The sequence below is a fragment of the Nocardioides sp. genome, from assembly GCF_030019515.1.
Lineage (GTDB): Bacteria > Actinomycetota > Actinomycetes > Propionibacteriales > Nocardioidaceae > Nocardioides.
Window position 1 is genome coordinate 219,855 of record NZ_JASEEQ010000007.1, and the last position, 25,558, is coordinate 245,412.

The window sequence follows — 25,558 nt, forward strand, 5'->3', positions numbered from 1 at the left end:
GGGCTCGGTCCCCCGCTCCGGCGCACCGAGAGGACATCAAGGATGCCCAGCGACTCTTCACCCCATCAGCAGATCCCAGCTCTGAGCCTGCACGACATCGCCATGTCGTTCGGCTCCAACGCGGTCCTGAAGGGCGTCACCATGGCGCTGTACCCGGGGACGGTCACCGCACTCCTGGGCGCCAACGGGGCCGGCAAGTCCACGTTGATCAAGATCCTCGCCGGCGTCTACAGCGGAAATGGTGGAACGATCGAGGTGGCCGGCGAGCCCGTCGTCATGGATTCTCCGCTCGCCTCCGCGCAACACGGTATCCAGACTGTGCACCAGCACATCGGGGCCAGCATCATCCCCGGCCTGAGCGTGGCGGAGAACCTGGTCTTCGAGGAGATCGTCCAGGGCCGGATCCCCGCGGTCAGGTCGCACGCCAAGCTGCTGCCCAGGGCTCGGGAGATCGCTGCGACGCTCGACCTCGGTTGGTCCGACGCGACCCTGCGCAGCGACGTCTTCGAGCTGGGCATCGCCGACGGGCAGCTGTTGCTGCTGGCACGGGCGCTGGTCCATCGTCCCAAGGTGCTGATCCTGGACGAGCCGACGTCGACGTTGTCCCAGGCTGAGGCTGACCGTCTCTTCGACGTGATCAAACGCCTCTGCCGGGAGGGCGTCGCCATCCTCTACGTCTCCCACCACCTCGACGAGATCCGGTCCCTGGCCGACCAGCTGGTCGTGCTGCGTGACGGTCGCATCCATGACGTGCAGGATCAGCCGTTCGACATGGCCGTGGCGGTTCGCTCCATGCTCGGGAAGCAGGTCGCCCTTGACGCCGACACTCTCGTCGAGAAGCGCGGTACCGTCCCGGCGCTCGAGCTTCGGGGGGTTCAGCTGCTGCGCCGTTCCGGACAGTTCGACCTGGACATCCGCTACGGCGAAGTGACGGGCGTCGTCGGTCTCATCGGAGCCGGGAAGTCCGAGCTCGCCCGCGGGATCTTCGGGGCCGGCAGGTTCCGAGCAGGCACCATCAGGTTCGACGCGAAGGCCTACCGGCCGCGCCAGCCGGCCCACGCCGTGGAGAGGGGCATCTACCTCGTGCCGGAGGATCGCGCGTCCGAGGCGATCCTGCCGGGCTGGTCGATCGCGTGGACCACGACGCTGCCGTTCATCGGGAGGTTGGCGCGGGCCGGGGTGCTGAACATCCCGCGCGAGCGGACCTCCGCGCGCTCGGTCATCCACGCCTTCGGTGTCGTCTCGACCGGCTGCGACCAGCCGGTCGACGCCCTCTCGGGCGGAAACCAGCAGAAGGTCGTGGTCGGTCGATGGCTGACCCAGTCGCCGCGCGTCATCCTCCTCGATGAACCATTCCGGGGAGTAGACATCGGCGCCCGGCACGACATCTGCCACAAAGCGCGGGAAGCGTCAGAAGCAGGGTCCTGCGTGGTCGTCTTCTCCAGCGACGTCGACGAGATCCGCGAGGTCGCCGACCGGATCGTCGTACTGGTCGAAGGTGAGATCCGCATGGATGCCTATACCTCGGAAGTTGACAGTGAAGCCATCGTGAAGAGCATGTCGGAGGTGGCGTGATGCCGCAGATCGAGTCCAGTCTTCTCCCGGCGGAGGCCGTAGACAGCGGCAGAGTGGTGCGGCCTGAGGACGACACACTGAGCACGGGCACGCGGGTGCGGGACGCGGTCGTCAAGTACGGCTTCATCGCCGTGACTGTTGCGCTGTTCAGCTACTTCACGCTGTCGGAGCCGTCGTTCCGCACCTCGGGTGCCCTCTTCTCCATGCTGAAGTTCGCGTCTGTCACGGCGATCCTCGGGCTCGGGATGACGTTCGTCATGGCCGTCGGGGGGATGGACCTGTCCATCGGCTCGACGGCAGGCCTGTCGGTACAGATGGCCGCGATGACGATGGTGTTCTACAACCTGAACGGGGGCGCGGCGGTCGCCGTCGTACTGCTCTCCGGCGTTGCCGTCGGCCTGCTCAACGCCGTGCTGATCGTCCTCTGCAAGATCCCGGACCTCCTTGCCACCCTCGGCATGATGTTCGTGATCCAAGGAAGCAAGCTGATTCCCGTCGACGGACAGTCGGTGGCGTCGGGCATGGTGTTGCCCGATGGCACTCCGGCGCCGGGCAAGTTCACCGAATCCTTCCTGCGGATCGACGGCGGCACTCTCGGGCCGGTGCCGTACCCGGTGGTCATCATGCTGGTGCTGACGACCGTGTCGTGGTTCATCCTGGCGCGCACCAAGTGGGGTCGCATCTTCTACGCGATCGGCGCGAACCCCGAGGCCTCCCGTCTCGCTGGTGTTCGCGTCGGGTTGTATCGCGGTCTCGCCTACGTGCTGTGCAGTGTCTTTGCGTCGATCGGCGGCCTGATCCTGGTCTCCCGCATCGGTCAGGGCGACGTCAACGCCGGCACCTCGTCGCTGTTGGAGGCGGTCGCGGTCGCCCTGGTCGGAACCTCGGTGCTCGGTATGGGCAAGCCCAACGCCTGGGGCACCCTGCTCGGTGCGCTCCTCATCGGCATCGTGCTGACCGGTCTGACCATGAAGGGGTTCCAGTACTACTACCAGGACACCGCAAAGGGCTTGGTCCTGATCGTCGCTCTCCTGTTCTCGTTCACCATCTCGCGCCGCAAGGTGCGCTATACCCCGGCCACGTAGCGCCGTACCCCATGCAGCCCGCCCCAGGAGAAGGATGATGTCCGACTACGAGTTCCTCACCGTCGATACCCTGACGTCCTACATCGAGTCCCGGCCGGTCCTCGCCGGTCGCGTCGACACCGGTGCTCTCGCAAGCGTCGAGGAGATCGGCGACGGCAACCTCAATCTGGTGTTCCTCGTCAAGGATCGCCATGGCCGCGGACTGTGCCTGAAGCAGGCGTTGCCCTACGTCCGGATGACTGGTGAGGGCTGGCCGATGACCCCGGACCGCGCGCGTCACGAGGTCGAGTCGCTCAAGGCACACCACGCCCTGATCCCCGACCACGTGGTGGAGGTCTTCGACTACAACCCTGACAGGTACATCATCGCGATGGAGGACCTGAGCGACCACCAGGTATGGCGGGGCGCACTCAATCAGGGTCTGCGGCACGACGGCGCGGCGGAGGCGATGGGAACCTATGTCGGGGCCGTCGCCTTCGGCACGTCCGCCCTCGGTCTCGAGCGGGACACGCTCGCCGACGCCTTGGCCGCCGCGGTGAACCCCGCCCTCTGCACGATCACCGAGGACCTCGTGTTCACCGAGCCCCTGGTCGACGCCGGACGCAACTCCGTGCTGCCGGCCAACGAGAAGGATGCTGCCGAGCTCGCCGGTGATGACGTCATGGTCCGGGCGATGGGTCGCGCCAAGTGGTTGTTCATGACCAAGGCGGAGGCCCTGATCCACGGCGACCTCCACACCGGCTCGGTCATGGTCCGTTCGGTCGAGGGCTCGTCGCAGTGCGGCTCCGTCAAGGCCTTCGACTCCGAGTTCGCCTTCTACGGGCCCGTGGCCTTCGACCTGGGCGCGCTCTGGGGGAACTACATCATTGCGGCGGCGCGTGCCTTCGCTCTCGGTGAGGACGAGCGGGCTTCGTGGGCGCTCGGGCTCGTCCAACAGACCTGGGACGGGTTCGAAGCGGAGTTCCGGCGCCGCTGGCCGTCCCGCCTGGACCCGCGGGTGTGGCGAGACGGCACCATGGAGGACCTGCTTCGTGACTGGGAGGCCGAAGCGTGGCTGTTCGCGGCAGCGAAGATGTCGCGCCGGATCGTCGGCGCGGCGAAGACCGCGGATATCGAGACCCTGCCGGCGGAGCTCCGCGAGGGTGCGGCCCGCGGTGTGCTTCAGGCGGCACGAACGTTGGTGCGGCAGAACGCCGGAGACAACGGGCCTCGCTCCGGGGCCGACCGGATCGGGGCGGTGCTGGCCGAACACCGCACGCGGTAGGTGGACTGTCGGACCCCCGCTGCCGAATGGGACCGGCAGTAGGACGCCGATCGTCTGGCACCGACCGGCGCCGGCAAGGGTAGGTCGTGGAGTCCCCTCGCTAACCGACCCGCCGGGCGACCCGCGCGACGACCTCACCATCGTTGACCCAGGCCAGCACCACGCGGTGCGCGCCGCGGCCGACGTCCCCACCGAGCGTGAAGGCCGCGGATCCGTGGCCGGTGACCACCGTCTGCGATGCGACCCGTCGGCCGTCCACGATCAGGACGATCCGCTCGTCCGCGCCGGTCGGGCACCCGCTCGCGCTCGCCGACGCCTGGGTCGGGCACCGGTCGGCCCGGTCGAGGAGGCCGTCGGCGTCGGTGTCGGGGCAGCCACTGCTGGTGCTGGGCCCGGGCCGGGCGGGGCACCGATCCGCGACGTCCGGCACCCGGTCGCGGTCCCGGTCCGCCTTCACGGTGGTGAGCCGGGCGGTGAGCGTGTAGGTCGTCGGCTCGACGACCTCCTGGGGGTCGACGGTGATCGACAGGTCGCGGCGGGCCCAGGGGACGGTGACCGTGATGCTGCCGTCCCGCTCCTCGACCCGCTGGCCCGAGCCACCGTTGGCGGAGAGGCCGAAGATGGTGGAGCCGGTCCAGCTCAGCGTGACCTTCGCGGTCGCCTGCCTCTCGACGGGCAGGCGATAGTAGTCGCGGCTGTCGACCGTGCTCACCAGGCCGACTCCGAGCGTGCTGTCGGTGGGCTGGACGCTGGCGCCACCCTCCGGCGTCAGCATGACCCGTGAGGTCCGCACGGTGCGCGCGACCGGCGCGTCCCGGGTCTCGGGGGCCATCGGCGGTGCGGCGAGGTGCAGCCCGGCACCGTCGGGTGCGGCATCCGTGGTGGCGATCCAGTCGTTGCCGCGCGCGTGCAGGCCGGTGATCGCATTGACCGTGTACGGCGCCTCGATGTGCTGGTCGGCCAGATAGTCGCGGCGCACGCGGAACGTCACCGTGTTGTCGTCGTAGTTCCAGGTCGCGCTGCCCTCGGGCAGGTAGTAGCCGGTGCCGTTGTCCATCACCTGCGGCGTCCCGGACGTGTCGCCGGTGCCGATGAAGGAGTCGAAGCGGCGTCCGGAGACGAGCAGGCTGTACGCCGGCACCGACCCGCCCTGCGCGAGCGGCCACAGCTGGGAGACCGACATCGTCGCGTGCACCGTGTTGCGCGTCACCGACACGTCCACGCCGGTGAGGTCCGTGACCGGCGTGGGCGAGTCCGAGGTGGCGTCGGTGGCCCGGGCGGTGCGCTCGGTCGGCGCCTTGCCCAGTGGCTCGTTCGTGGCCGCACCGCGCACCCGCACGTGACCGTCGGCGACCTGCAGGGAGGAGGCACGCAGCACGGGACGGGTCGTGGCGACGGGCTTCGGGGTCCAGCTGCCGTAGCTGAGCGGGACCGGGCCGAGGTCCGGCTGCGGACAGTCCGCAGGATCCCCGGTCGAGGAGGCGTAGAGGTGGTCGTCGGGGTGCTGCACCTGGAACGAGTTGAGCCCGTCCCCCCGGACGTCGTTGGGGGCCAGGTGGTCGTGCCGGTCGACCGAGCCGTCGCCGTCGACGTCGAGGTACCTGCTCATCCGCAGCGCGAAGCCCTCGACGTCGAGCGTGGAGACGCACTTCGCGACGCCCGGCGGGTCGGTGCTGTAGGCCATGATGTCGTTGGTCGGCGTCGGGCCCCACGGGCCGTCGGCGCCGTCGCCCACGTGGCCCAGGGTCAGGCAGTGGCCGAACTCGTGGGCGACCAGGTCGAAGAGGCCGAAGAAGTCGGACGCACCCGGCACCGGGTCGATCGCGCCGTTGACCGCGAAGCAGACGTTCCCGCCGACGCCGCCGCAGTCCTCGACGTACACCCCGCCCTTCTCGCGGCCGTGCTGCTCGAACCCCGGCTTGTCGGTCCAGGCGCCGAAGTCCAGCGGGGCGGGCACGGAGGCGCACGGGACGCCCTCGCCGTCGACGATGCCGAGCTCGCCGGCGAAGGACACCGGGTCGATGCCGATGCCGACGCCGCCGGCCGGGTTGCTGACGACCACGACGATCTCGGGATCGACCAGGGAGAGGGGGTGCTCGAGCGCCCCGGTGGGATCGACCACGACCTGGTGGGTGCGGACGTCCATCTCGAACCCGTGCTTCAGCCACGGCAGGCCCATCTGGTCCGCGAGGTAGTGCAGACCGCCGTCCCACATCATCACGGCCTGCTCGGCGACCCGCATGTCGCGCTCGGCGGCCGGCGAGACCGGCACCAGCACGTCGACGTCGACCTTGGGGCTGTCCAGGGCGTTCAGGCCGACCTTCATGTGGTAGCAGAGGTTGTCGGGGTTGAGCGGGTCGCGGTCGACCACGCATCCGGCGGGCAGCTGCCCGTCACCCCAGCTCGGACGGACGAACTCGCTGGACGGACTGCTCGACGCGGGTGCGCTCACGCCGACCGGCGCCAGGGCGAGCAGCAGCAGGAGGACGAACGGGATCTTGCGGGTCATGCCCGGGCAACGACGCAACCGTGGCGAGGCTAGGCCGCGGCTCCGCCCGGCTGGACCGGCCGGACCTGACGACCGGCCCCGGCCGATGCCTAGCGAGCGGGCCCGGTCGGCCCGACCCAGCGCGGCACACGCGCGGCGTACGCCGGGTAGTCGGCGGGGAACAGCTCGAGCAGCGCAGCCTCCTCGGCGGCGATCTGGACGCGGTCGATCACCGCGACGAACGCCGCGGCCGGAAGCAGCGCCGCCCCCCGTCCGCGCAGCAGCGCGTGGGCGACGAGGAGCCCGGCCATGCCGACGTACATCGGGTTGCGCGTGATCGCGTTGGCGCCCGTGGTGACCAGCGCGGTGGCGGTGCCGGGCTCGAGCGGGTTCACGCTCGTCCGGGTCCTGCGGAACTCCCCGACCGCCGTGACGACCAGGGCCGCCGACGCGACGGCCACCAGGCCGGCGGCCGCGGTGCGTGCCGGGCGCGCCGGCCGGGAGACACCCAGGAGCCGCTGGGTCACGAGGGCTGCCGCCGCGAGCGCGGCCGGTGGCGGGTGGGTCTTCACAGCGCGGGCCTTTCGAAGCGTCGTCCCGAGGCTAGGCGAACAGGGCCTCGCCGTACTTCAGCACGACGGCCAGCACCAGCACCAGGATCCAGGCGACGACGAGCACGAGATCGAGGTTCGAGCGGACCATCGCGACCAGGCCCGCCTGGACCCGGCGCGGCAGGTACAGGTTGGCGTCCCTGATGTTGACGTAGGTCATCTCGAAGAACACCAGCGTCGTCGCGAGCGTCACCAGCAGGCACCACGGGCACAGCGCGCCGATGTCGAACATGGCCTCGTAGAAGAGCCAGTAGGCGAACGCGAGGCCTACCGTGTAGACGACCTGCGCGGCCAGCATGAACCAGCGCGGGAACCGGATGCCGGCCAGGCTGGCGACGGCCAGGGTGATGACCACCGGTTCGGTGATCAGGCCGAGGAAGGCGTTGGGGAACCCGAGCAGCGAGGACTGCCACGAGTTGGCCACGGTGCCGCAGCTGATCACCGCGTTGATGTTGCAGCCGAGGTCGGCGCTCGGGTCCTCGGCGAGACGCAGGGCATCGATCGAGAGGACGAACGACGCGACGAGGCTCGCGACCGAGGCGACCAGCATCGTCACCCAGACAGTGGCGCGGCTGTGCCGGAGCCGGTGCAGCCGGGAGCCCTCGGCCAGCTCCTCGTCGGTGCCGAGCTCGCCGGTCACTGGCTGGCCGCGGCCGACTCGATCGCCTCGGTCAGCGGGCCGACCGTGTACACGTCGCCCTGGAACTGCTCGCCGTCGACCACGACCGTGGGCGTGCCCTGGATGCCGGAGTCGAACGCCTTCTGCGTCACCGAGGCGGTCCAGGGCTCGTAGGTGCCCTCGCCGAACCTCTCGACGACGTCGTCCGGTACGCCGGCGTCCCGGGCGATCGCGGCGATCTCGTCGTCGCTGAGGCCCTCGGTGCCCTCGTCCGGCTGGTTCTCGTAGAGCGCGGTGTGGAACGCCCACGCCTGCTCCGGCGCACCGTGGACCACGGTCGCGAACGCGTTGGCGGCGCGGGTGGAGTAGCGGGTGCCGCGAGACTGCTCGTCGAGGAAGGAGATCGGGCGCAGCTCGATCCGGGCCGTGCCGTCGGCGACCAGCCGGTCGAGCTCGCCGCTGTTGGCCGCCTCGAACGCGCCGCAGGCCGGGCACATGTAGTCGTAGTAGATCTCGACGGTGACCGGTGCGTCGTCCTGGCCGACCGCGAACGAGCCGGAGGGGTCGATGTTCGCCGGTGCCACCACGTCCCCGGAGGCTGCCTGCGGTCCGTCGTCGTCCCCGGTGACGGTGCTCACGACCGCGAAGACGATGGCGGCGACCAGGCCGAGGATCACGACGGCACCGACCGCAGTGACGAGCCGGCGGCGGCGGGCCTGCTGTGCCTGGGCGATGCGCTGCGCTTCGCGCAGCTGCTGGGTCCTGATCCGTCCCTGCTTGCTCATCCGCGACTTCCTGTGGTCGTTTTTGGGCAGGCCCGGTCTGTGGTCGTGGCCTGCCGCCGACACTAATCGGAACGGTGCGGATACCCGAGGGCCCAGTACGGATCCGGGACCTTCGGCTCTAGAGATCGGGACGATCGGCTCAGTGCCTCTGCGAGCCGGTGGGCGGGCGCTGACGTGGCTCGGGAGTTCGGGCCCCAGCCCGGCGCGAAGGTGGCAGCATCGCGGCATGCGCACAGCGAGGAGAGCGGCGACTGCGAGCATCGTCGTCGCCGCGGTGCTCGCCGGCGCCCAGCTCGGCAGCGCCGGGGCCACCGCGGCCGACGCCGCAGGATTCGTCCTGCGGCCCAGTGTCAACCAGCTCTACGTGCTCTCGGCGACCCCCGGCGAGGAGCTCGAGCTCGTCGGCGCCGACAGCGCGACGGTGGCGACGGGGACGGTCGACACTGCCGGAAGCCTCGCGTGGCGCGACCTGGACGCCGGCAGCTACGTCGTACGGACCGCAGCGAAGCCCGGCTCCGCGTCCGCTCCGGTCACGGTCGGCGGCTTCGACGACCCCGCGCCGCCGCAGTCCTTCTACGCCGGCCAGACCCTCGCGTCCGGCTTCGGCTACATCACCACCCGCGACGGCACCACGCTGTCGGCGAACGTCGTGCTGCCGCCAGGCCCCGGCCCGTTCCCGACCGTGGTCGAGTACTCCGGCTACGACCCGAGCAACCCGGCCAACACGACCATGGCCCAGCTCTTCAACGCGCTCGGGTTCGCCTACGTGGGCGTGAACATGCGCGGCACCGGCTGCTCCGGCGGCACCTTCCTGCACTTCGAGCCGATCCAGAGCCTCGACGGATACGACGTGATCGAGGCCGTCGCCGCGCAGTCGTGGGCGCAGTTCCACCGGGTCGGGATGGTGGGCATCTCCTACCCGGGCATCTCCCAGCTCTACGTCGCGCGCACCCGGCCGCCGCACCTCTCGGCGATCACGCCGCTGTCCGTCATCGACGACACCTACCGCGGCACCCTCTACCCGGGCGGGATCCTCAACACCGGCTTCGCGGTCCCCTGGGCGACCGAGCGGGCAACCCAGGCGGCGCCGTACGGCGAGGGCTGGGAGCGCCCCCGGGTCACGGCCGGCGACACCGTCTGCGAGGCCAACCAGGCGTTGCGGCTGCAGAACCCCGACCCGCTGCAGCTGATCGCGGACAACCCGTACTACTCCGCCGAGGTGGGCGACCCGATCTCGCCGAGCCTGTTCGTGCACGACATCGACGTCCCGGTCTTCACCGCCGGCGCCTGGCAGGACGAGCAGACCGGCGGACACTTCCCGGCCCTGCTCGACGACTTCACCTCGGCTCCGCACGTCTACGCCTCGATGACCAACGGCTCGCACACGGAGTCGCTCAGCCTCGGCGTCTTCGGGCGGTACGCCGACTTCCTCGACCTCTACGTGGCCCGCCGGGTGCCGACGGCAGCGAAGACCGTGGTGGCCCCGATCCTGGCGCAGTCGCTCACCGGGGTCGCCGGCCTGTCCCTCCCGCCCGGACCCGACTACGCGGGCCTGACCTACCGGCAGGCGCTGCGCCGCTACCAGGCCGCCGACCCGGTCCGGATCCTCTTCGAGGAGGGCGCGGCGGCCGGCCAGCCCTCCGGCGCCCCGCTGCCCCGCTACGTGCGGACCTTCCCCTCCTGGCCGATCCCGAGCGTCGAGCCGACGGCGTGGTACCTCGGCTCGACCGGTCGGCTGCGTGCCCGGCCGTCGTCGACGCGGCCCGGCGCGGCGACCGTGCGCAGCTACCGCGCGGACCCGAGCGCCCTGCCGCAGACGACGTACTCGGGCTCGAGCGCAGGGATCTGGCAGGCGCACCCCGACTACGACTGGCGGCAGATCCCTGCCGGCACCGGGCTCGGCTGGCTCAGCGCGCCGCTGCGCCGGGACGTGGTGGCGATCGGCACCGGCTCGGTCGACCTCTGGGTGCGGGCCGCCGCGCCCGACACGGACCTCGAGGTGACGCTCAGCGAGGTGAGACCGAGCGGTCGCGAGGTGTACGTGCAGTCCGGGTGGCTGCGGGCCAGCCATCGCGCCCTCGACCGGGCCCGGTCGACCGCCGTCTCCCCGGTGCACACCGACCTCGAGTCCGACGCCGCTGCGCTGCCGGCCGATCGGTACACGAAGGTGCGCATCGAGCTGTTCCCGTTCGCGCAGGCCTTCCGCGAGGGGTCGCGGCTCCGGCTGACGGTGGACGCGCCCGGCGGCGCCCGGCCGCTGTGGGCCTTCGACACGATCGCCGACGGCGAGCAGGTCTTCGTGGCCGCCGACGCGGTACGGCGCTCCCGCCTGGTGCTCTCGGTGGTCCCGGACGTGAGGGTGCCGACCAGGGCCCCCGCCTGCGCGTCGCTGCGCAGCCAGCCCTGCCGCACCTACCCCGGCTGATCCCGCGTCGAGCCACCCCACGTGGCTGCCCCGGACCCTTGGCCTCAGCCACCTGGGGGTGTCTCGACACCGGATGGTCCGCGCGCCAGGTGGTGGGGGAGACTTCCGGGGTGACGATGCACGTCCTCCCCGACCACACCGGTGCCCTGGCCGACGCCGAGTCCGGCCGCGGATGAGCGCCGTTCCTGCTGCTCCGCCGCACACCTGGGTCGAGGACCTGCTGAGCCTGGCCACCGGCGTGTACGTCGTCTCCCTCGGCCTGTGCCTGCTCCAGGCCGCCGGTGCGGTGACCGGCGGCACCGCCGGCCTGTCCCTGCTGCTCTCCTACGCGACCCCGGTCGGGTTCGGGCTGCTGTTCGTCCTGATCAACCTGCCCGCGTTCGCGGTGGCCGCCTGGAAGAAGGGCCTGGCGTTCACGCTGAAGTCGCTCGCCTGCGTGGTCGGGGTCTCGTTCGCGACCCGGCTCCAGGCCGAGGTGCTGGACCTGGCCGACCTGGACAAGCTCTACGGAGTGGTCGCGGGCAACCTGCTCGCCGGCGTGGGCCTGCTGATCCTGTTCCGGCACGGGGCGAGCCTGGGGGGCTTCAACATCGTCGCGCTGCTGATGCAGGAGAAGCTCGGGCTCCGAGCCGGCTACGTGCAGATGGTCCTCGACGTCATGGTCGTGCTCGGGTCCGCGTTCGTCGTCGACCCGGGGGTCGTGGTGCTCTCTGCGCTCGGCGCCGTCGTGCTCAACATCGTGCTGGCGTTCAACCACCGGCCGGGCAGGTACATGGGACTCTGAGCGCCCCTCAGCCCGCGAACGCCGCCATCCACGCGTCGCCGTCGGGGGTGGTGCGCCCGTGCTGCTGGGCCGCGGCGTACCACCGCTTCGTCGCCTGCAGGAACGTCGCCGGGTTGTAGACGTCCTCCTCGCGGGACCAGAGGCCGTCGCCGGCGTAGGTCAGGATCGTGATGTTGCTGGCGCCGTGGCGCTCGCCGTCACCGGCGTCGCGCAGGACGTTCCACACCTCGCACACGATCCGGCCACGCTCCTCGTCGACGACGTACCACTCGATCGGGAAGTGCGGCATCTCGCTGCCGGGGAAGGCCGACATGGTCCGCACGATCCAGGCGCGGATCTGCTCGCGCCCGGCGAAGTCGCCGTACGCGTGCTCGCGGTAGGTCGCGTCCTCGGTGAAGAGGTCGGCGAAGCGGGCCCAGTCGCCGGACCCGGCGATCCGCTCGACCTCGTCCTGGTAGTCGCGGAAGGCGACCTCGAGCTCGTCGCGGGACCAGGAGCCGGTCGGTGCGGTGGTCATGGCGGGACTGTAGGGGTCTTGCGCGAAAAGCGAAACACGTTCTAGTTTGGACAGGTGTCCAGTACGACGGCCGGCACGACCGCCGAGCGGCTCCTCGAGGCCGGCCGCGAGGAGCTGCGGGCGGTGGGTCACCAGACCCTCACGATCCGGACCGTCGCGCACCGGGCGGGCCTCTCGCCGGCGACGGCGTACACCTACCTGGCCTCGAAGGACCGGCTCTACGCCGAGCTCTTCTGGCGGTTCCTGCTCGAGGACGCCGACGTCCGGCCCGAGGGCGCGGACCCGGTCAGCCGGGTCCGCTGGGTGACGCGGGGGCTCGCGCAGCGGCTCGCGGCAGCCCCGGAGCTCGCCGCCGCCGTCACGCCCGCCCTGCTCGGCCCCGATCCCGAGGTCGCCGAGCTGCGGCTGCGGATCGGCGCCGAGCTGGTCCGCCGGTTCCGCGTCGCCCTCGGCGACGAGGCCGAGCCGGACGTGCTCGAGACGCTCGCGCTGGCCTTCTCCGGCGCCCTCCTGCAGGCCGGGATGGGCCTGATGACCTATGCCGAGATGGCGGACCGGCTCGACGCCGTGGTCGCCGTGATCATGAGGGGCAGCCGATGACCGCCGTGCACGACCAGCTCGTGTTCGACCCCTACGACTACGCGTTCCAGGAGGACCCCTACCCGACGTACCGCCGGTGCCGCGACGAGGACCCGCTGCACCACAACCGGGACCTCGACCTGTGGGTGATCACCCGGCACGCCGACGTCCAGCATGCGATCCGCACCGAGGGTGTCTTCTCGAACGCGATGGGGGTCTCGATCGACAAGAGCGCCTGGGGCCCGGACGCCCACAAGGTGATGTCGTTCCTCGGCATGGACCCGCCGCGCCAGCAGCGGCTGCGGTCCCTGGTCTCCAAGGGCTTCACGCCCCGACGGGTCGCCGCGCTGGCGCCGCGGATCCACGAGCTCACCGACCACTACCTCAGCCGGTGCCTCGAGGCCGGTGACGTGGACTGGATCGCCGACTTCGCAGGCAAGCTCCCGATGGATGTCATCTCCGAGATGATGGGCGTCCCCGAGGCCGATCGGGCCGAGGTACGTCGGCTGGCGGACCTCGTGGTGCACCGCGAGCCCGGGGTCCGCGACGTCCCTGAGGCCGGCATGGACGCCTCCCTCACGCTGGTCGGCTACTACGCCGAGATGGTCGAGCAGCGCCGGAGGCGACCCACGGAGGACCTCACCAGCGCCCTGCTGGCTGCGCGCCTGAAGGACGGTCATGGTGACGGCGACCGGCTCACCGACGACGAGATCATCGCGTTCCTGTTCCTCATGGTCGTCGCCGGCAACGAGACCACCACCAAGCTCTTGGGCCACGCACTGTTCCACCTGGCCCGCCACCGCGAGCAGTACGACAAGGTGTTCGCCGACCCCGCGGCCGCCGACGAGCTCGTGGCGCCGTGGGTCGAGGAGACCCTGCGCTTCGACACGTCCAGCCAGATGCTCGCCCGCCACCTGCTCCAGGACGTCGAGCTCCACGGCAAGGTCGCGCCGGCCGGGTCCAAGGCGGTGCTGGTGCTCGGCTCCGCCAACCGCGACGACCGGGTGTTCGCCGACCCCGACCGCTTCGACATCTTCCGGTCCAAGGACGAGGTCGCCCAGCTGCTGAGCTTCGGCGGCGGCCGGCACTTCTGCCTGGGCGCCAACCTCGCGCGGCTGGAGGCGCGGATCGCGCTGGGCGAGCTGGTCCGCCGCACCCGCGCCGTCGAGGTCGACCACGACCGGTGCCGGCGGGTGCACTCGGTCAACGTCCGCGGCTTCGCGTCGGTGCCGGTGCGGATGGCGGCGCGATGAGCGGCAGGTACGCGCAGCCGGCGCGCCGCCCGGCCGTGGTCACCGGCGCCTCCTCCGGGATCGGTGCGGCCACCGCGCACGCCCTCGCGGCGGCCGGGTTCCCGGTCGCGCTCGGCGCCCGGCGTACCGACCGGTGCGCGGAGGTCGCCGCCCAGATCCGCGGCTCCGGGGGCGAGGCGTTCGCGCACGCCCTCGACCTCACCGACGACGACTCGGTCGCGACGTTCGCCGAGAAGGTCGTCGCCGAGCTCGGCGACGTCGAGGTCGTGGTGTCGAACGCCGGGGCCGTGGCGCCCGGCACGATCCACGAGGTCGACACCGGCCGCTTCGGCGCCGAGCTCGACCTGAGCATCGTCGGCGCGCACCGGCTGGTCCGGGCGTTCGTGCCCGGCATGGTCGAGCGCCGTCGCGGCGACGTCGTGTTCGTCTCCTCCGACGTGGCGGTGCGGGCCCGGCCGTTCATGTCGTCGTACGCCGCCGGCAAATGGGGGCTCGAGGGAATGGCGCACGCACTGCAGATGGAGCTCGAGGGCACCGGCGTGCGGGCGTCGGTCGTGCGGCCTGGCCCGACCTGGAGCGAGATGGGCTCCGACTGGGACACCGACGAGGCGGCGTTCGTGCTCGACCAGTGGGTGCGGTTCGGCCAGGCCCGGCACCCGCACTTCCTCAAGCCGTCGGCGATCGCGGACGCGATCACGACCATCGTCAGCGCGCCGCGCGGCGTGCACCTGAGCCTGATCGAGGTCAACCCCGAGGCCCCTCTGTCCGCGACGGAGCCGAGCGAGGCACGAGCGAGCGACCGAGCGGACGAATCCAAGCTGGCGGGTCGATGAGCGTCTCCGAGATCCGTGAGGTCTCCTACGCCGTGCCGGACGACGGCCCTGCCGAGGGGTGGGGCCACCTCGCCGAGATGCGGGTCGACCCGGTCGGACTCTTCGAGCGGGTGCGGGCCGAGTGCGGTGACCTCGGCCGGTTCCGGCTCGCCGACAAGGACGTCGTACTCGTGTCCGGCGCCGAGGCGCAGGAGCAGTTCTTCCGGGCGCCGGACTCCACGCTGGACCAGGCGGCGGCGTACCCCTTCATGACCCCGATCTTCGGCAAGGGCGTGGTTTTCGACGCCTCGCCGGAGGAGCGCCAGCAGATGCTGAAGAACCAGGCGCTGCGCGGCGACATGATGCGCGGACACGCGTCGACGATCGAGCGGGAGATCCGCCGGATGGTCGCCGACTGGGGCGACGAGGGGGAGATCGACCTGCTCGACTGGTTCGCCGAGCTGACCATCTACACGACGTCCGCCTGCCTGATCGGCAAGCCGTTCCGCGAGGAGCTCGACCCCTCGTTCGCGCGCCACTACCACGACCTCGAGCGCGGGACCGACGCGCTGGCCTACGTCGACCCCTACCTGGACATCGAGTCGTTCCGGGTGCGCGACGCGGCGCGCGAGCGGCTGGTCGAGCTGGTGCAGGGGATCATCGACCGCCGGGTGGCGCGCGGGACCGTCCCACGCGACGAGCGCGACCTGCTCGACGTGCTGATCTCGATCGACACGTCGGCCGACTACATCACCGGCATCTTCATCTCGATGATGTTCGCCGGCCACCACACCTCGTCCGGCACGGCCGCGTGGGCGCTGATCGAGCTGATGCGGCACCCGGACGTGATGAGGGACGTCGTCGCCGAGCTCGACGACCTCTACGCCGACCCCGATGGAACTGGCGCTGTGGAGGTCTCCTTCCAGGCGCTGCGCTCGATCCCGCGGCTGGAGGCGGCGCTCAAGGAGACGCTGCGGCTGCACCCGCCGCTGATCATCCTGATGCGCGTGGTCCGGGAGGAGATCGAGCTGGCCGGCCACCGAATCCCGCCGGGGGCCGTCGTCGCCGCCTCGCCGCGGGTGTCCAACCGGATCCCCGAGGACTTCCCCGACCCCGAGACCTTCGACCCGGGCCGCTACGTCGACCCCCGGCAGGAGGACCTCCAGAACCGCTGGACCTGGATCCCCTTCGGGGCCGGCCGGCACCGCTGCGTCGGCAACGCGTTCGCGATGATGCAGATGAAGGCGATCTTCTCGGTGATCCTGCGCGACTTCGAGTTCGAGATGACCCAGCCGTCGGAGTCCTACCGCGACGACGTCTCGAAGATGGTCATCCAGCTCGAGCAGCCGTGCCGGGTGAGGTACCGGAGGCGGGTCCGATGAGCCGGTGGGCTGGGGTGCCATGGCACCTGCAGGTTTCCCCGGGTACCCGGGGAAACCTGCACTTCTGGGCCGAAGTTTCGGCCGATAAGCGACAACTTCCCCGGGTACCCGGGGAAACCGCCGGCGGGGTCAGGACCCCTGGAGGCCGGCGATGAGCTTCCGCGTGGTGGCCGACCTGGACCTGTGCCAGGGGCACCGGATGTGCCAGGGCGAGGCGCCCGCGGTGTTCGGGTTCGACGAGGCCGCCGACCACGTGACGGTGCTCCAGGAGCGCCCCGACGAGTCGCTGCGGCCGGGCGTCGAGTCGGCCGTGAAGCACTGCCCGGCCTGGGCACTGGCCATCGAGCCCGACGAGGAGGAGTGACCGTGTCGTTGACCCGAGCGGAGATCGAGGAGTTCTGGGAGAGCTGGCTCGACATCAACCGCCAGGCCGAGCGGTCCGGCGACTGGCGCGCGATGGCGCAGTGGTACGCCGAGGACGCGACGTACGGCTGGATGTACAGCCCCGACGAGCACTTCATGGCGGTGGGCCGCGACCAGATCCGCGACTGGGCGATCGGCATCGAGATGGACGGGCTGGACGGCTGGCACTACGACTACCAGTGCACGCTGATCGACGAGCAGAAGGGGATGGTCGTCGGGTTCTGGAAGCAGCGGTCCGGCATCCTCGACGACCAGGGCGAGGAGTACGAGATCCTCGGCATCGGCGGCTCGTGGTTCGGGCTCGAGCGGCAGGTCGGCGGCGCGGACGACGGTGAGGTCAAGATCGCCTGGCAGCGCGACTGGTTCGACCTGCCGTCGACCGCGCACACGTTCCTCGCGATCGCCGAGGCCGGCAAGGCCCCGGGCCCGCTGCTGAGGCGGATGTCGGTGGGCGGGCTCGGCGTGCCGGGGCACTACCGCCACCGGGAGCTGCCGTCGACGGTCTGGCCGCCACCGGTGGAGCGCGGCGACCACGTGACCCAGGAGCCCGCGCGGTGAGTGCGCTCCCGCCGCCGGCCCAGCAGCTGATCGGCGGCTTGCTGGTCGGCGCCGCCGACGGCTCGACGTACCCGATCCTGAACCCGGCGACGGGGGGCGGGATCGGGACCGCCCCCGACGCGACGGAACGGGACGTGGAGGCCGCGATCGCGGCCGCCCGTCGTGCGTTCGACGAGACCGACTGGTCGACCGACACCGGGCTGCGGCTGCGCTGCCTGCGCCAGCTGCACGCGGCGCTGCTGGAGAACGCCGAGCCGTTCCGGGCGCTCACGACCGCCGAGGTCGGGATGCCCGGCTTCATGATGGGCGCGGCGGGCTTCGACGTCCCCGTCGACGGGCTGAGGTGGGTCACCGACCTGCTGGAGTCCTACGAGTTCGAGACCGACCTGGGCGTGGCCCGGCCGATGGGGATCCCCAGCCGGCGCACGGTACGGCGAGAGCCGGTGGGGGTCGTCGCGGCCATCTCGCCGTGGAACGTGCCGACCCAGATCAACCTCGCCAAGGTCGGGCCGGCGCTGGCCGCCGGCTGCACGGTCGTGCTCAAGCCGGCCCCGGACACCCCGTGGGTGGCGTGCGAGCTGGGCCGGCTGGTGGCGGAGCACACCGAGATCCCGGCCGGTGTCCTCAACGTGGTGACGCCGCGGTCCAACGACGTCGCCGCGCAGCTGACCACCGACCCACGCGTCGACATGGTCTCGTTCACCGGCTCGACGGCGACCGGTCGCGCGATCATGGCCGCCGCGGCGCCGAGCCTGAAGAAGGTGTTCCTCGAGCTCGGCGGCAAGTCCGCCGCGATCGTCCTCGACGACGCGGACCTGGCCGCCGCGGCGGCCGCCACCGCGTTCACCGCGTGCATCCACGCCGGGCAGGGCTGCGCGATCACGACGCGGCTCGTGGTCCCGCGGGAGCGCTACGACGAGGCCGTGCAGGTCGCCGCCGCGACGATGGAGTCCATCGGCGCCAAGGACCCGACCGACCCCGGAGCGATCTGCGGCCCGGTCATCTCGGCCGTGCAGCGCGACCGCGTCGCGTCGTACCTCCGGCTCGCGGAGGAGGAGGGCGGCACGTTCGCCACCGGCGGCCGGGTGATCGACCAGGACGGGTTCTGGGTCGAGCCGACCGTGATCGCCGGGCTCGACAACTCCTCCCGCCTCGCGCAGGAGGAGATCTTCGGGCCGGTGCTCGTGGTGATCGCCCACGACGGCGACGACGACGCGGTGCGGATCGCCAACGACTCGGCGTACGGCCTCTCGGGATCCGTGGAGTCCGGATCGCTGGCGCGCGCCAAGGCGGTGGCGGCCCGGATCCGCACCGGCACCATCGCCGTCAACGGCGGGGTGTGGTTCAGCCCGGACGCCCCGTTCGGCGGCTACAAGCAGTCCGGCCTCGGCCGGGAGATGGGCGTCGCCGGCTTCGAGGAGTACCTCGAGACCAAGACCATCGCGGAGCCCGCGTAGGGCGCCACGCACCTGACGCATCGGTCGGAAGTACGGCGGATCGTCGACAGATACGTCAGGTGCGACGCGAGACCAGGAGGAGTGGGATGAGGTTCCAGGATCAGGTCGTCGTCGTGACCGGCGCGGCGCAGGGCATCGGCGAGGCGTACGCGAAGGCGCTCGGGGCGGAGGGTGCGGCGGTGGTCGTGGCGGACCTCAACGCCGACTCCGGGGAGCGGGTCGCGAAGGAGATCGAGGCGGCCGGCGGGCGGGCCCTGTTCGTGCGCACCGACGTCTCCTCCCACGAGTCGGCCGCGGAGCTCGTGGCGGCCGCGGAGGCGGCGTACGGCGGGATCGACGGGCTGGTCAACAACGCCGCGATCTACGGCGACATGCAGTTCGACCTGCTCATCTCGGTCGACTGGGACTACTACCGCAGGTTCATGTCGGTGAACATGGACGGAGCGCTGGTCATGACCCGCGCCGTCCACCGGGCCATGCAGCGGCGCGGCGGCGGGTCGATCGTCAACCAGTCGAGCACCGCGGCCTACCTCTACTCCGGCTTCTACGGGCTGGCCAAGGTCGGCGTGAACGGGCTGACCCAGCAGCTCGCGCACGAGCTGGGCGGCATGGGCATCCGGGTCAACGCGATCGCCCCGGGCCCGACCGACACCCCCGCGACCCGGACCCAGGCGGGCGACGCGGCCACGGACCTGGTCAAGGGCCTGGCGATCAAGCGGATGGGGCAGCCCGAGGACCTGGTCGGCGCCTGCCTGTTCCTGCTCTCCGACGAGGCGTCGTGGGTCACCGGCCAGATCATCGCCGTCGACGGCGGGCAGACGTTCCGTGCCTAGCCTCCGCGTCGGCTTCGTCGGGCTCGGCAACATCGGGAAGCCGATGGCGCTGCGGCTCGCCGCCGCCGACGGCATCGACCTGTGGGTGTACGACGTCGTCCGCGAGCCGGTCGAGGAGCTCGAGGCGGCCGGCGCCCGGGGCGCGGCCTCGGTGGCCGCCCTCGCCGCCCGCTCGGACGTCGTGTGCGTGATGGTGCGCGACGACGACCAGGTGCGGCAGGTCGCCGACGAGGTGGGCGGGGCGCCCGTGCTCGTCGTGCACTCGACGGTCGCGCCGGGCACGCCGGCCGGGCTCGAGGCACTCGGTGCCCGGGTGCTGGACGCCCCGGTCAGTGGCGGCCCGACGGGCGCGGCCGACGGCTCGCTGGCGATCATGGTCGGCGGCTCCGAGGCGGACTTCGAGACGGCGCGTCCGGCCCTGGAGGTGCTCGGCTCGAAGGTCGTGCACGCGGGGCCGCTGGGTGCCGGGACCCGGATGAAGCTGGCCCGGAACCTGATCCACTTCGTCGCGTTCACGGCCGTGACCGAGGCGCAGCGGCTCGCCGAGGCGGCCGGTCTCGACCTGGTGCGGCTCGGCGAGGTGGTCCGGCACACCGACGCGATCACCGGCGGCCCGGGCGCGATCATGTACCGCGACAGCACCGCGCCGATCGCGCCGGACGACTTCTGGCACGGCGTCTTCGGGCACGTCCGGGCCCTCGGGGAGAAGGATCTGACGTTCGCGATCGAGCTCGCCGAGGAGCTCGGAGTCGACGTACCACTGGCACGCGAGGCGCTGCCGCGCCTCGGGAAGGGACTCGGTCTATGAGCACCGACAGGTTCGACGACCTCCCCGCGGACCGACGCCGCGGCCTGGAGCGGATGGAGGAGGTCTACGGGTTCGAGATGACCGACGGGGCCGGCGACTTCTTCCGCTACACCGCCGACCACCTGTTCGCCGACATCTGGAACCGGCCCGGCCTCTCGGACCGAGACCGGCGGCTGGTCCTGATCGGCCTGCTCGCCGGCCAGGGCGCCGCCGACGTGCTCGGCATCCAGGTGCCCGCGGCCCACGCCAACGGCGAGCTCGACGACGAGGCGCTGCGCGAGATCGTCATCTTCGTGTGCCACTACGCCGGCTGGCCGAACGGCGCGCGGCTGAACTCGATCGTCGAGGAGACGATCGCCGAGGCTCGGCGGAGTCGCGCCTGACCCGGCTGCCGCCGGCATGACCAACGGCGCGCCACGTCGTTGGTGAGGGCAGAGCGGTCTCGCTCGTCCCTCACCGAGGAGTCCCCATGTCCGACTACCCCAGCCTGCTGCCCTACCTGGTCGCCTTCGTCGTCCTGGGCGTCGTGGCCGCCGCCGTCGCCGTCACTGTGCTGGTGTGGGTCGTCGCGGCAGCACGCCGTACGCCGGCTCCGGGCGTCGCCCTGGTCGGCGTCCAGGTGCCCGCTGCGCGCACCGAGGCCGCCGGGACGCCGGCCGCGTCGCTCGACGGCCACCAGGTCCAAGCCTGATCGGTCCAAGCCTGATCGCGCGATCGGCCCGTCGCCGGAGCTCCCCGGCGGGCGTCCCCGCCCCAGGTCGATCCCAGCCTGCCCAGGTCGACCCCAGCCGACCCCGAGCCGGCCTCCAGTGATCCCCAAGCGGTGCGCGGGACGGTAGCCGCGCCGAGGCGGACCGCCTCGGGCCGACCGATCCAAGGAGCACCGCCATGTCCGATCCCGCCGCCCTCGAGCCGTTCCTCGTCGCCATCCTCGTGGTCGGGGTCGTCGCCGCCCTCGTCGCCGTCGCCGCGCTGGTCGCGGTCGTCGCCGAGGCGCGCCGTGCCGCCCGGCCCGCGCTCGCGGTCCTCACGGCCCGACCGGCCGCGAGCGCCCGCCGCGCAGCCTGAGACGCGTGCGCCGGCCGGTGTCGCGTCAGTCCGCCGCGGGGCGGGCGGGCCGCCGGTCGGAGTGGACCGTGGTCATCACGTAGTCCTTCTCCGGCCCGGTCGCCCGCCACTCGACCGTCCAGCCCTCCGCGTCGACCTCGATCAGCCCGTCGTAGTGGTCGGCGCCGCACGGGTGTCCGACCCGGTGGCCCACCGCCCACGGGTGGAACGGCCGGCCGTCGGAGAACGTGACCTCCCACGCCGCGCCGGAGCGCTCGACGTACAGCGTCCGGCTCACCGGGACCGAGCGACCCGCCCAGCTCATCGTCCCCTCCTCGCTCCACCGCACCCGGTCCGGCGACTCCAGCTCCAACGTGGCGGTGCCGACCACGTCGCGCCGCTCGCCCGCGAGGCGGTCGTCGACCACCCGGGTGAGTGTCCAGGTGCCCAACAGGTCGGTCGGGGGCGCCTCGGGTCCCATGACCGATGACGGTAGCCAACCCCCGCTGTGCGAGGGTGCTCCGGTGCCGCCCCGTACCCGAGCCAAGCGCCCGCCCCGCCCCGCCATGCCGGTGCCCGAGGGGGCGCGCGAGGTGTTCACCGACGGCGCCTGCTCCGGCAACCCCGGCCCCGGAGGCTGGGCCTGGGCCGTGGACACGTCCGTGTACGCGTCGGGCCACGAGTCGCCCTCGACCAACCAGCGGATGGAGATCCGGGCGGCGCTGGAGGCGGTGCGCTCCCTCGACGGGCCGCTGCTGGTGGTGAGCGACTCGACGTACGTCGTGCACTGCTTCCGCGACCTGTGGTGGCAGGGCTGGCTGGACCGCGACTGGGTCAGCTCCGCGCGCAAGCCGGTGGCCAACCGGGACCTCTGGGAGCCGCTGGTCGGCCTGGTGCAGGACCGCGGCGACGTCGCGTTCGCCTGGGTGAAGGGCCACTCCGGCCACGTCATGAACGACTTCGTGGACCGTCTCGCCGTCGCGGCGACACGGGCGTGACCTCCGAGGCTGAAGTGGCTCACGAGGTTAGCGTGAGGGTCAGCCGCACCACCGCCAGACCGAGCCGAGGGGAAGCAGCGTGGTCCGACGGGTCCGTCTCGGACGCCGCGATGCGTCCCGTCGCGCCCGCAGGTGGGCGGGACCGCCGCCGCTGCTGCTCGTCGCCACGCTGATCGGCTTCCTGGTCGCGCCGCTGGTCGACCACCAGCCCGAGCCGGTCGCGCCGGCACAGACCGCGGCCCACGTGACCGCTGTCGGTGCCAGCGGCGCCGGACTCACGGTCGCGCCCGCCGGACCGCGGGCCGACGTCGCTCCGCCCCCGCGCCAGCGGGTGCTGACGACCGCGCCCGCGCGCGGCGGACACACCGCGGCGTCCGGCGTACGACCGGTGCGGCTCAAGCGCGTGCACATCGGCGTCGCGAGCATGAACATGTACCGCAAGCTGAGCCCGGCCCAGGCCGCCCACGACGCGCGTCGGCTCACCCGCCGACGCGGCGTGGACGTGGTCGGCTGGCAGGAGGCGGACCGGTTCGGCCGGGTCCTGCACGCGCTGCCGGGCTGGGACACCAAGACCTTCCCGTTCGGCCGCCGCAACTCCGAGATCGCGGTCTCCTGGCGGCGCTCGGAGTTCGCCCTGGTCACCGCGCGGCAGCGCCAGGTCGCGCTCGGCGTCAGCTGGCGCGAGGGCCGCTACCCGTTCGGCAACCGGATGGTCGGGGTCGTCACGCTCCGCCACCGCGACACCGGCCGGCTGCTGACCGTGGTCAACGCGCACCTGCCGCAGGCGATCGAGGACCTGTCCCGTCCCGGCCGCTGGACCCCGACGATCAACGCCTACCGGGCCCGCAACCAGCTGGCCCGGATCGCGGCGACCTGGCGCACCGCGCCCGGCCGGTGGGTGGTCGGGACCGGCGACTACAACTTCGACGCCCGCGCCGACGCCCGGCACCGGCCCGTGGGCGGCCCGCGGCGCGCCCTGGCCGACACCGCGGTCTCGTCGTACCAGGCCCTCGGCACCGACGTGGCGCCGACGTTCCCCTCGAACGGGCGCCGGATCGACTACGTGTACGTCGACCGCGCGGCCTACCGGGCCCAGCAGATGCGCTTCGCCGGTCAGTGGGTGGTCGGCGGCTTCGCCAGCGACCACAACGCGCTGCTGACCCGGCTCGTGCTCAGCTGACCGGTACCCGCGGCCCGACCCGGGTCTGGGCCCAGCGCACCAGCGGCGCCAGGAGTGCTGCGGCGGCGCAGCCGTCGTCGGTGAGGGCGTACTCCACATGGGGCGGGACGACCGGCAGCGCCGTACGCCGCACCAGGCCGTCGGCCTCGAGGACCTGGAGGGTCTGGATCAGCATCTTCTCGCTGACCCCGGCGATCTCGCGCTTGAGCTCGCTCCAGCGCAGCGTGCGGTCGTCGAGCGTGAGCAGCACGAGCACGCCCCACTTGCTGGTCACGTGCTCCACCAGCAGGCGGGTGTCGGGGCACGCGGTGTCGAGCTGGAGGTCGCGGACGGACGCCATGGCATCCACCTTACCTGTGGGTGGGTACCCCACTTCAAAGTGGGTACCCCCGGACGGGAAGGTGTGACAGCGCGGAGTGGTTCAACCGACGACACCTGCACCCCACCCACGGAAGGCCAGACCATGTCGATCGTCATCACCGGAGCCACCGGCCACCTCGGCCGCCTCGTCGTCGAGGCCCTGCTCGAGCGGGGCGCGGAGGGGATCGTGGCCACCGGCCGGTCCGTCGAGCGGCTCGCCGACCTCGCCGACCGGGGCGTGCGCGTCGAGCGACTCGACTTCGACGACGTCCCCGAGTCCGTCGACTGGCTCGGCGCCGACGACGTACTGCTGCTGGTCTCCGGCAGCGAGGTGGGGCGCCGGGTCCCGCAGCACCGCGCGGTCGTCGACCTCGCGGTCCGCTCCGGCGTACGCCGCGTCGTGTACACGAGCGCACCCGCGGCCGACGACACCACGCTCGCCGTCGCGCCCGAGCACGCGGCCACCGAGGCCCTGATCCGCGAGAGCGGACTGCCGTTCACGTTCCTGCGCAACGGCTGGTACACCGAGAACTACCTGCCGACGTTCGAGCAGGCCCGCGCGAGCGGGGTGGTCCTCGGGAGCGCCGGCGAGGGCCGCGTGGCCAGCGCACCGCGCTCGGACTTCGCCGAGGCCGCGGCCGTCGTGCTCACCACCGACGGCCACGAGGGCGCTGCCTACGAGCTGTTCGGCGACGCCGCCTGGACCTACGGCGAGCTCGCGGCGACGTTCGCGGACGTGCTCGGCCGGGAGGTCGCCTACCGCTCGCTCACCCCGGAGGCCCACCGCGACGCCCTGTTGGCAGCGGGCCTCGATGAGGGGACCGCCGGCTTCGTGGTCGCGCTCGACCAGGACATCGCGGCGGGGCTGCTCGGCCTCACCACCGGTCAGCTGGCGAAGCTGCTCGGGCGGCCGACGGTGCCGTTGCGCGACACGGTCAGCTCCTGGGCCTGAGACCGATCACGACGTTGCCGTCGACGTCGTCCCCCGACGCGACGGCGACGTCGAGGCCCGCCGCGGTGACGTGGGCGGCGGCCACGAGACGCTGGGCGGCGCTGGTCTCCACGAGCACCCGGCCGCCGGGGGCGAGCCACTGCGGCGCCTCGGCGATCACCCGCCGGGCGACGTCGAGGCCGTCCGCGCCGCCGTCGAGCGCCACCCGGTGCTCGTGGTCGCGGGCCTCCGGCGGCATCGTGGCGATGGCGCCGGTCGGGACGTACGGCGCGTTCGCGACCACGACCGCCACCCGGCCGCGGAGCGAGGCCGGCAGCGCGTCGTACAGGTCACCCTCGTGGACCCGGCCGGTCGGGAGGTTGCGCCGCGCGCACCGCACGGCCGCGGGGTCGATGTCCGCGGCGTGCACCTCGATCCCCGGGACCGCGGCGAGCAGCGCCATGCCGAGCGCGCCGGTGCCACAGCACAGGTCGACGGCCACGTCCCCCGGCTCGAGCGACGCGATCGCCCGGCGTGCCAGCAGTGTGGTGCGCAGCCGCGGCACGAACACCCCGGGCTCGACCGCGACGCGCAGCCCGAGGAACTCGGCGAACCCGACCACCTGCTCGAGCGGCTCCCCAGCGACCCGGCGCGCGACCAGCCGCGCCAGTGCGGGCTCGTCCTCGGCCTCGCGGGCGAGCAGCGCGGCCTCCTCCTCGGCGAACACGCACCCGGCGGCGCGCAGGGTCGCGACGAGGGTGTCGTCGGGGGCCGGGCCGGTCAT

The 25,558-nt window shown here is 72.2% G+C and carries 28 protein-coding genes; 20 read left to right on the forward strand and 8 right to left on the reverse strand.

All coding sequences use genetic code 11. The features are described 5' to 3' along the window. The first annotated feature begins 42 nt into the window (after positions 1 to 42). The 3 genes from QMC84_RS12305 to mtnK are packed head-to-tail and all read left to right on the forward strand — an operon-like array spanning position 43 to position 3,924. Positions 43 to 1,575 carry a sugar ABC transporter ATP-binding protein gene (locus QMC84_RS12305; protein ID WP_300375094.1) on the forward strand — a complete coding sequence of 511 codons (1,533 nt, stop codon included), beginning with the start codon at positions 43 to 45 and terminating at the stop codon, positions 1,573 to 1,575. Continuing rightward, positions 1,575 to 2,660, forward strand: a complete 1,086-nt coding sequence (locus tag QMC84_RS12310) for an ABC transporter permease (RefSeq protein WP_300375095.1) — start codon at positions 1,575 to 1,577, stop codon at positions 2,658 to 2,660. The genes QMC84_RS12305 and QMC84_RS12310 overlap by 1 nt, the downstream gene beginning before the upstream one ends. 37 nt (positions 2,661 to 2,697) lie before the next feature. Beyond that, a complete protein-coding gene (gene mtnK, locus QMC84_RS12315) occupies positions 2,698 to 3,924 on the forward strand; it encodes an S-methyl-5-thioribose kinase (protein ID WP_300375096.1) in 1,227 nt (408 codons plus the stop codon). Positions 3,925 to 4,024: 100 nt separating this feature from the next. Here mtnK and QMC84_RS12320 read toward each other — a convergent pair whose 3' ends face one another. The 4 genes from QMC84_RS12320 to QMC84_RS12335 form a co-directional block, all read right to left on the reverse strand. After that, positions 4,025 to 6,433 carry a hypothetical protein gene (locus tag QMC84_RS12320; protein WP_300375097.1) on the reverse strand — a complete coding sequence of 803 codons (2,409 nt, stop codon included), beginning with the start codon at positions 6,431 to 6,433 and terminating at the stop codon, positions 4,025 to 4,027. Between the two features lie 89 nt (positions 6,434 to 6,522). Next, a complete protein-coding gene (locus tag QMC84_RS12325; protein WP_300375098.1) occupies positions 6,523 to 6,984 on the reverse strand; it encodes a methyltransferase in 462 nt (153 codons plus the stop codon). Between the two features lie 31 nt (positions 6,985 to 7,015). Beyond that, positions 7,016 to 7,663, reverse strand: a complete 648-nt coding sequence (locus tag QMC84_RS12330) for a vitamin K epoxide reductase family protein (protein ID WP_300375099.1) — start codon at positions 7,661 to 7,663, stop codon at positions 7,016 to 7,018. Beyond that, a complete protein-coding gene (locus QMC84_RS12335; protein ID WP_300375100.1) occupies positions 7,660 to 8,427 on the reverse strand; it encodes a DsbA family protein in 768 nt (255 codons plus the stop codon). Before QMC84_RS12335 ends, QMC84_RS12330 begins: the two co-directional genes overlap by 4 nt. 226 nt (positions 8,428 to 8,653) lie before the next feature. Between QMC84_RS12335 and QMC84_RS12340 the strand changes: the two genes are divergently transcribed. After that, positions 8,654 to 10,852 (forward strand): CocE/NonD family hydrolase, encoded by a 2,199-nt coding sequence (locus QMC84_RS12340; RefSeq protein WP_300375101.1) that lies wholly within the window; start codon positions 8,654 to 8,656, stop codon positions 10,850 to 10,852. Positions 10,853 to 11,024: 172 nt separating this feature from the next. Then, entirely contained in the window at positions 11,025 to 11,636 is a 612-nt protein-coding gene (locus QMC84_RS12345) for a YitT family protein (protein ID WP_300375102.1), read from the forward strand. A gap of 7 nt (positions 11,637 to 11,643) precedes the next feature. On the opposite strand, the gene QMC84_RS12350 is transcribed toward QMC84_RS12345, so the two are convergent. Further along, positions 11,644 to 12,153 carry a nuclear transport factor 2 family protein gene (locus QMC84_RS12350; protein WP_300375103.1) on the reverse strand — a complete coding sequence of 170 codons (510 nt, stop codon included), beginning with the start codon at positions 12,151 to 12,153 and terminating at the stop codon, positions 11,644 to 11,646. Between the two features lie 54 nt (positions 12,154 to 12,207). Here QMC84_RS12350 and QMC84_RS12355 point away from each other — a divergent pair, with 54 nt between their 5' ends. From QMC84_RS12355 to QMC84_RS12410, 12 genes are all read left to right on the forward strand, one after another. Continuing rightward, on the forward strand, positions 12,208 to 12,753 hold the full coding sequence (locus QMC84_RS12355) for a TetR/AcrR family transcriptional regulator (protein ID WP_300375104.1): 546 nt from the start codon (positions 12,208 to 12,210) through the stop codon (positions 12,751 to 12,753). Further along, positions 12,750 to 13,985: a cytochrome P450 gene (locus QMC84_RS12360; RefSeq protein WP_300375105.1), complete on the forward strand. Its 1,236-nt coding sequence runs from the start codon at positions 12,750 to 12,752 to the stop codon at positions 13,983 to 13,985. Before QMC84_RS12355 ends, QMC84_RS12360 begins: the two co-directional genes overlap by 4 nt. Beyond that, on the forward strand, positions 13,982 to 14,818 hold the full coding sequence (locus QMC84_RS12365; protein WP_300375106.1) for an SDR family oxidoreductase: 837 nt from the start codon (positions 13,982 to 13,984) through the stop codon (positions 14,816 to 14,818). Before QMC84_RS12360 ends, QMC84_RS12365 begins: the two co-directional genes overlap by 4 nt. Then, positions 14,815 to 16,179, forward strand: coding sequence for a cytochrome P450 (locus QMC84_RS12370; protein WP_300375107.1), 1,365 nt, complete (start codon positions 14,815 to 14,817; stop codon positions 16,177 to 16,179). Before QMC84_RS12365 ends, QMC84_RS12370 begins: the two co-directional genes overlap by 4 nt. A gap of 151 nt (positions 16,180 to 16,330) precedes the next feature. Further along, positions 16,331 to 16,543, forward strand: a complete 213-nt coding sequence (locus QMC84_RS12375) for a ferredoxin (protein ID WP_300375108.1) — start codon at positions 16,331 to 16,333, stop codon at positions 16,541 to 16,543. 2 nt (positions 16,544 to 16,545) lie between these two features. After that, entirely contained in the window at positions 16,546 to 17,160 is a 615-nt protein-coding gene (locus QMC84_RS12380; protein WP_300375109.1) for a hypothetical protein, read from the forward strand. After that, complete coding sequence (locus QMC84_RS12385; RefSeq protein WP_300375110.1) at positions 17,157 to 18,617, forward strand: aldehyde dehydrogenase; 1,461 nt, start codon at positions 17,157 to 17,159, stop codon at positions 18,615 to 18,617. Before QMC84_RS12380 ends, QMC84_RS12385 begins: the two co-directional genes overlap by 4 nt. Before the next feature lie 86 nt (positions 18,618 to 18,703). After that, complete coding sequence (locus QMC84_RS12390; RefSeq protein ID WP_300375111.1) at positions 18,704 to 19,450, forward strand: SDR family oxidoreductase; 747 nt, start codon at positions 18,704 to 18,706, stop codon at positions 19,448 to 19,450. Continuing rightward, positions 19,443 to 20,258 (forward strand): NAD(P)-dependent oxidoreductase, encoded by an 816-nt coding sequence (locus tag QMC84_RS12395; protein WP_300375112.1) that lies wholly within the window; start codon positions 19,443 to 19,445, stop codon positions 20,256 to 20,258. The genes QMC84_RS12390 and QMC84_RS12395 overlap by 8 nt, the downstream gene beginning before the upstream one ends. Continuing rightward, on the forward strand, positions 20,255 to 20,641 hold the full coding sequence (locus tag QMC84_RS12400; protein ID WP_300375113.1) for a carboxymuconolactone decarboxylase family protein: 387 nt from the start codon (positions 20,255 to 20,257) through the stop codon (positions 20,639 to 20,641). Before QMC84_RS12395 ends, QMC84_RS12400 begins: the two co-directional genes overlap by 4 nt. A gap of 86 nt (positions 20,642 to 20,727) precedes the next feature. Next, complete coding sequence (locus QMC84_RS12405; protein WP_300375114.1) at positions 20,728 to 20,949, forward strand: hypothetical protein; 222 nt, start codon at positions 20,728 to 20,730, stop codon at positions 20,947 to 20,949. 197 nt (positions 20,950 to 21,146) lie between these two features. Continuing rightward, positions 21,147 to 21,326, forward strand: coding sequence for a hypothetical protein (locus tag QMC84_RS12410; protein WP_300375115.1), 180 nt, complete (start codon positions 21,147 to 21,149; stop codon positions 21,324 to 21,326). 25 nt (positions 21,327 to 21,351) lie between these two features. Here QMC84_RS12410 and QMC84_RS12415 read toward each other — a convergent pair whose 3' ends face one another. Then, positions 21,352 to 21,786: a DUF6314 family protein gene (locus QMC84_RS12415; protein ID WP_300375116.1), complete on the reverse strand. Its 435-nt coding sequence runs from the start codon at positions 21,784 to 21,786 to the stop codon at positions 21,352 to 21,354. Between the two features lie 43 nt (positions 21,787 to 21,829). Here QMC84_RS12415 and QMC84_RS12420 point away from each other — a divergent pair, with 43 nt between their 5' ends. Both QMC84_RS12420 and QMC84_RS12425 read left to right on the forward strand, forming a co-directional pair. Continuing rightward, positions 21,830 to 22,303, forward strand: a complete 474-nt coding sequence (locus QMC84_RS12420; RefSeq protein ID WP_300375117.1) for a ribonuclease H — start codon at positions 21,830 to 21,832, stop codon at positions 22,301 to 22,303. 79 nt (positions 22,304 to 22,382) lie between these two features. Then, a complete protein-coding gene (locus QMC84_RS12425; RefSeq protein WP_300375118.1) occupies positions 22,383 to 23,483 on the forward strand; it encodes a hypothetical protein in 1,101 nt (366 codons plus the stop codon). Here the strand turns inward: QMC84_RS12425 and QMC84_RS12430 are convergent. Next, positions 23,476 to 23,823, reverse strand: a complete 348-nt coding sequence (locus QMC84_RS12430) for a helix-turn-helix domain-containing protein (protein ID WP_300375119.1) — start codon at positions 23,821 to 23,823, stop codon at positions 23,476 to 23,478. The genes QMC84_RS12425 and QMC84_RS12430 overlap by 8 nt on opposite strands. 123 nt (positions 23,824 to 23,946) lie before the next feature. On the opposite strand from QMC84_RS12430, the gene QMC84_RS12435 reads away from it, so the two are divergent. Next, positions 23,947 to 24,795 carry an SDR family oxidoreductase gene (locus QMC84_RS12435; RefSeq protein ID WP_300375121.1) on the forward strand — a complete coding sequence of 283 codons (849 nt, stop codon included), beginning with the start codon at positions 23,947 to 23,949 and terminating at the stop codon, positions 24,793 to 24,795. Here the strand turns inward: QMC84_RS12435 and QMC84_RS12440 are convergent. Next, positions 24,779 to 25,558: a putative protein N(5)-glutamine methyltransferase gene (locus tag QMC84_RS12440; protein ID WP_300375122.1), complete on the reverse strand. Its 780-nt coding sequence runs from the start codon at positions 25,556 to 25,558 to the stop codon at positions 24,779 to 24,781. The two genes, QMC84_RS12435 and QMC84_RS12440, sit on opposite strands and share 17 nt — an antisense overlap.

Coding starts and splice junctions, on each gene's coding strand:
- QMC84_RS12305 (WP_300375094.1), top strand. CDS start 43: ATGCCCAGCGACTCTTCACCCCATCAGCAGATCCCAGCTCTGAGCCTG.
- QMC84_RS12360 (WP_300375105.1), top strand. CDS start 12,750: ATGACCGCCGTGCACGACCAGCTCGTGTTCGACCCCTACGACTACGCG.
- QMC84_RS12405 (WP_300375114.1), top strand. CDS start 20,728: ATGTCCGACTACCCCAGCCTGCTGCCCTACCTGGTCGCCTTCGTCGTC.
- QMC84_RS12335 (WP_300375100.1), bottom strand. CDS start 8,427: ATGAGCAAGCAGGGACGGATCAGGACCCAGCAGCTGCGCGAAGCGCAG.
- QMC84_RS12410 (WP_300375115.1), top strand. CDS start 21,147: ATGTCCGATCCCGCCGCCCTCGAGCCGTTCCTCGTCGCCATCCTCGTG.
- mtnK (WP_300375096.1), top strand. CDS start 2,698: ATGTCCGACTACGAGTTCCTCACCGTCGATACCCTGACGTCCTACATC.
- QMC84_RS12320 (WP_300375097.1), bottom strand. CDS start 6,433: ATGACCCGCAAGATCCCGTTCGTCCTCCTGCTGCTGCTCGCCCTGGCG.
- QMC84_RS12390 (WP_300375111.1), top strand. CDS start 18,704: ATGAGGTTCCAGGATCAGGTCGTCGTCGTGACCGGCGCGGCGCAGGGC.
- QMC84_RS12430 (WP_300375119.1), bottom strand. CDS start 23,823: ATGGCGTCCGTCCGCGACCTCCAGCTCGACACCGCGTGCCCCGACACC.
- QMC84_RS12415 (WP_300375116.1), bottom strand. CDS start 21,786: ATGGGACCCGAGGCGCCCCCGACCGACCTGTTGGGCACCTGGACACTC.
- QMC84_RS12435 (WP_300375121.1), top strand. CDS start 23,947: ATGTCGATCGTCATCACCGGAGCCACCGGCCACCTCGGCCGCCTCGTC.
- QMC84_RS12340 (WP_300375101.1), top strand. CDS start 8,654: ATGCGCACAGCGAGGAGAGCGGCGACTGCGAGCATCGTCGTCGCCGCG.
- QMC84_RS12345 (WP_300375102.1), top strand. CDS start 11,025: ATGAGCGCCGTTCCTGCTGCTCCGCCGCACACCTGGGTCGAGGACCTG.
- QMC84_RS12370 (WP_300375107.1), top strand. CDS start 14,815: ATGAGCGTCTCCGAGATCCGTGAGGTCTCCTACGCCGTGCCGGACGAC.
- QMC84_RS12350 (WP_300375103.1), bottom strand. CDS start 12,153: ATGACCACCGCACCGACCGGCTCCTGGTCCCGCGACGAGCTCGAGGTC.
- QMC84_RS12375 (WP_300375108.1), top strand. CDS start 16,331: ATGAGCTTCCGCGTGGTGGCCGACCTGGACCTGTGCCAGGGGCACCGG.
- QMC84_RS12400 (WP_300375113.1), top strand. CDS start 20,255: ATGAGCACCGACAGGTTCGACGACCTCCCCGCGGACCGACGCCGCGGC.
- QMC84_RS12310 (WP_300375095.1), top strand. CDS start 1,575: ATGCCGCAGATCGAGTCCAGTCTTCTCCCGGCGGAGGCCGTAGACAGC.
- QMC84_RS12365 (WP_300375106.1), top strand. CDS start 13,982: ATGAGCGGCAGGTACGCGCAGCCGGCGCGCCGCCCGGCCGTGGTCACC.
- QMC84_RS12440 (WP_300375122.1), bottom strand. CDS start 25,558: ATGACCGGCCCGGCCCCCGACGACACCCTCGTCGCGACCCTGCGCGCC.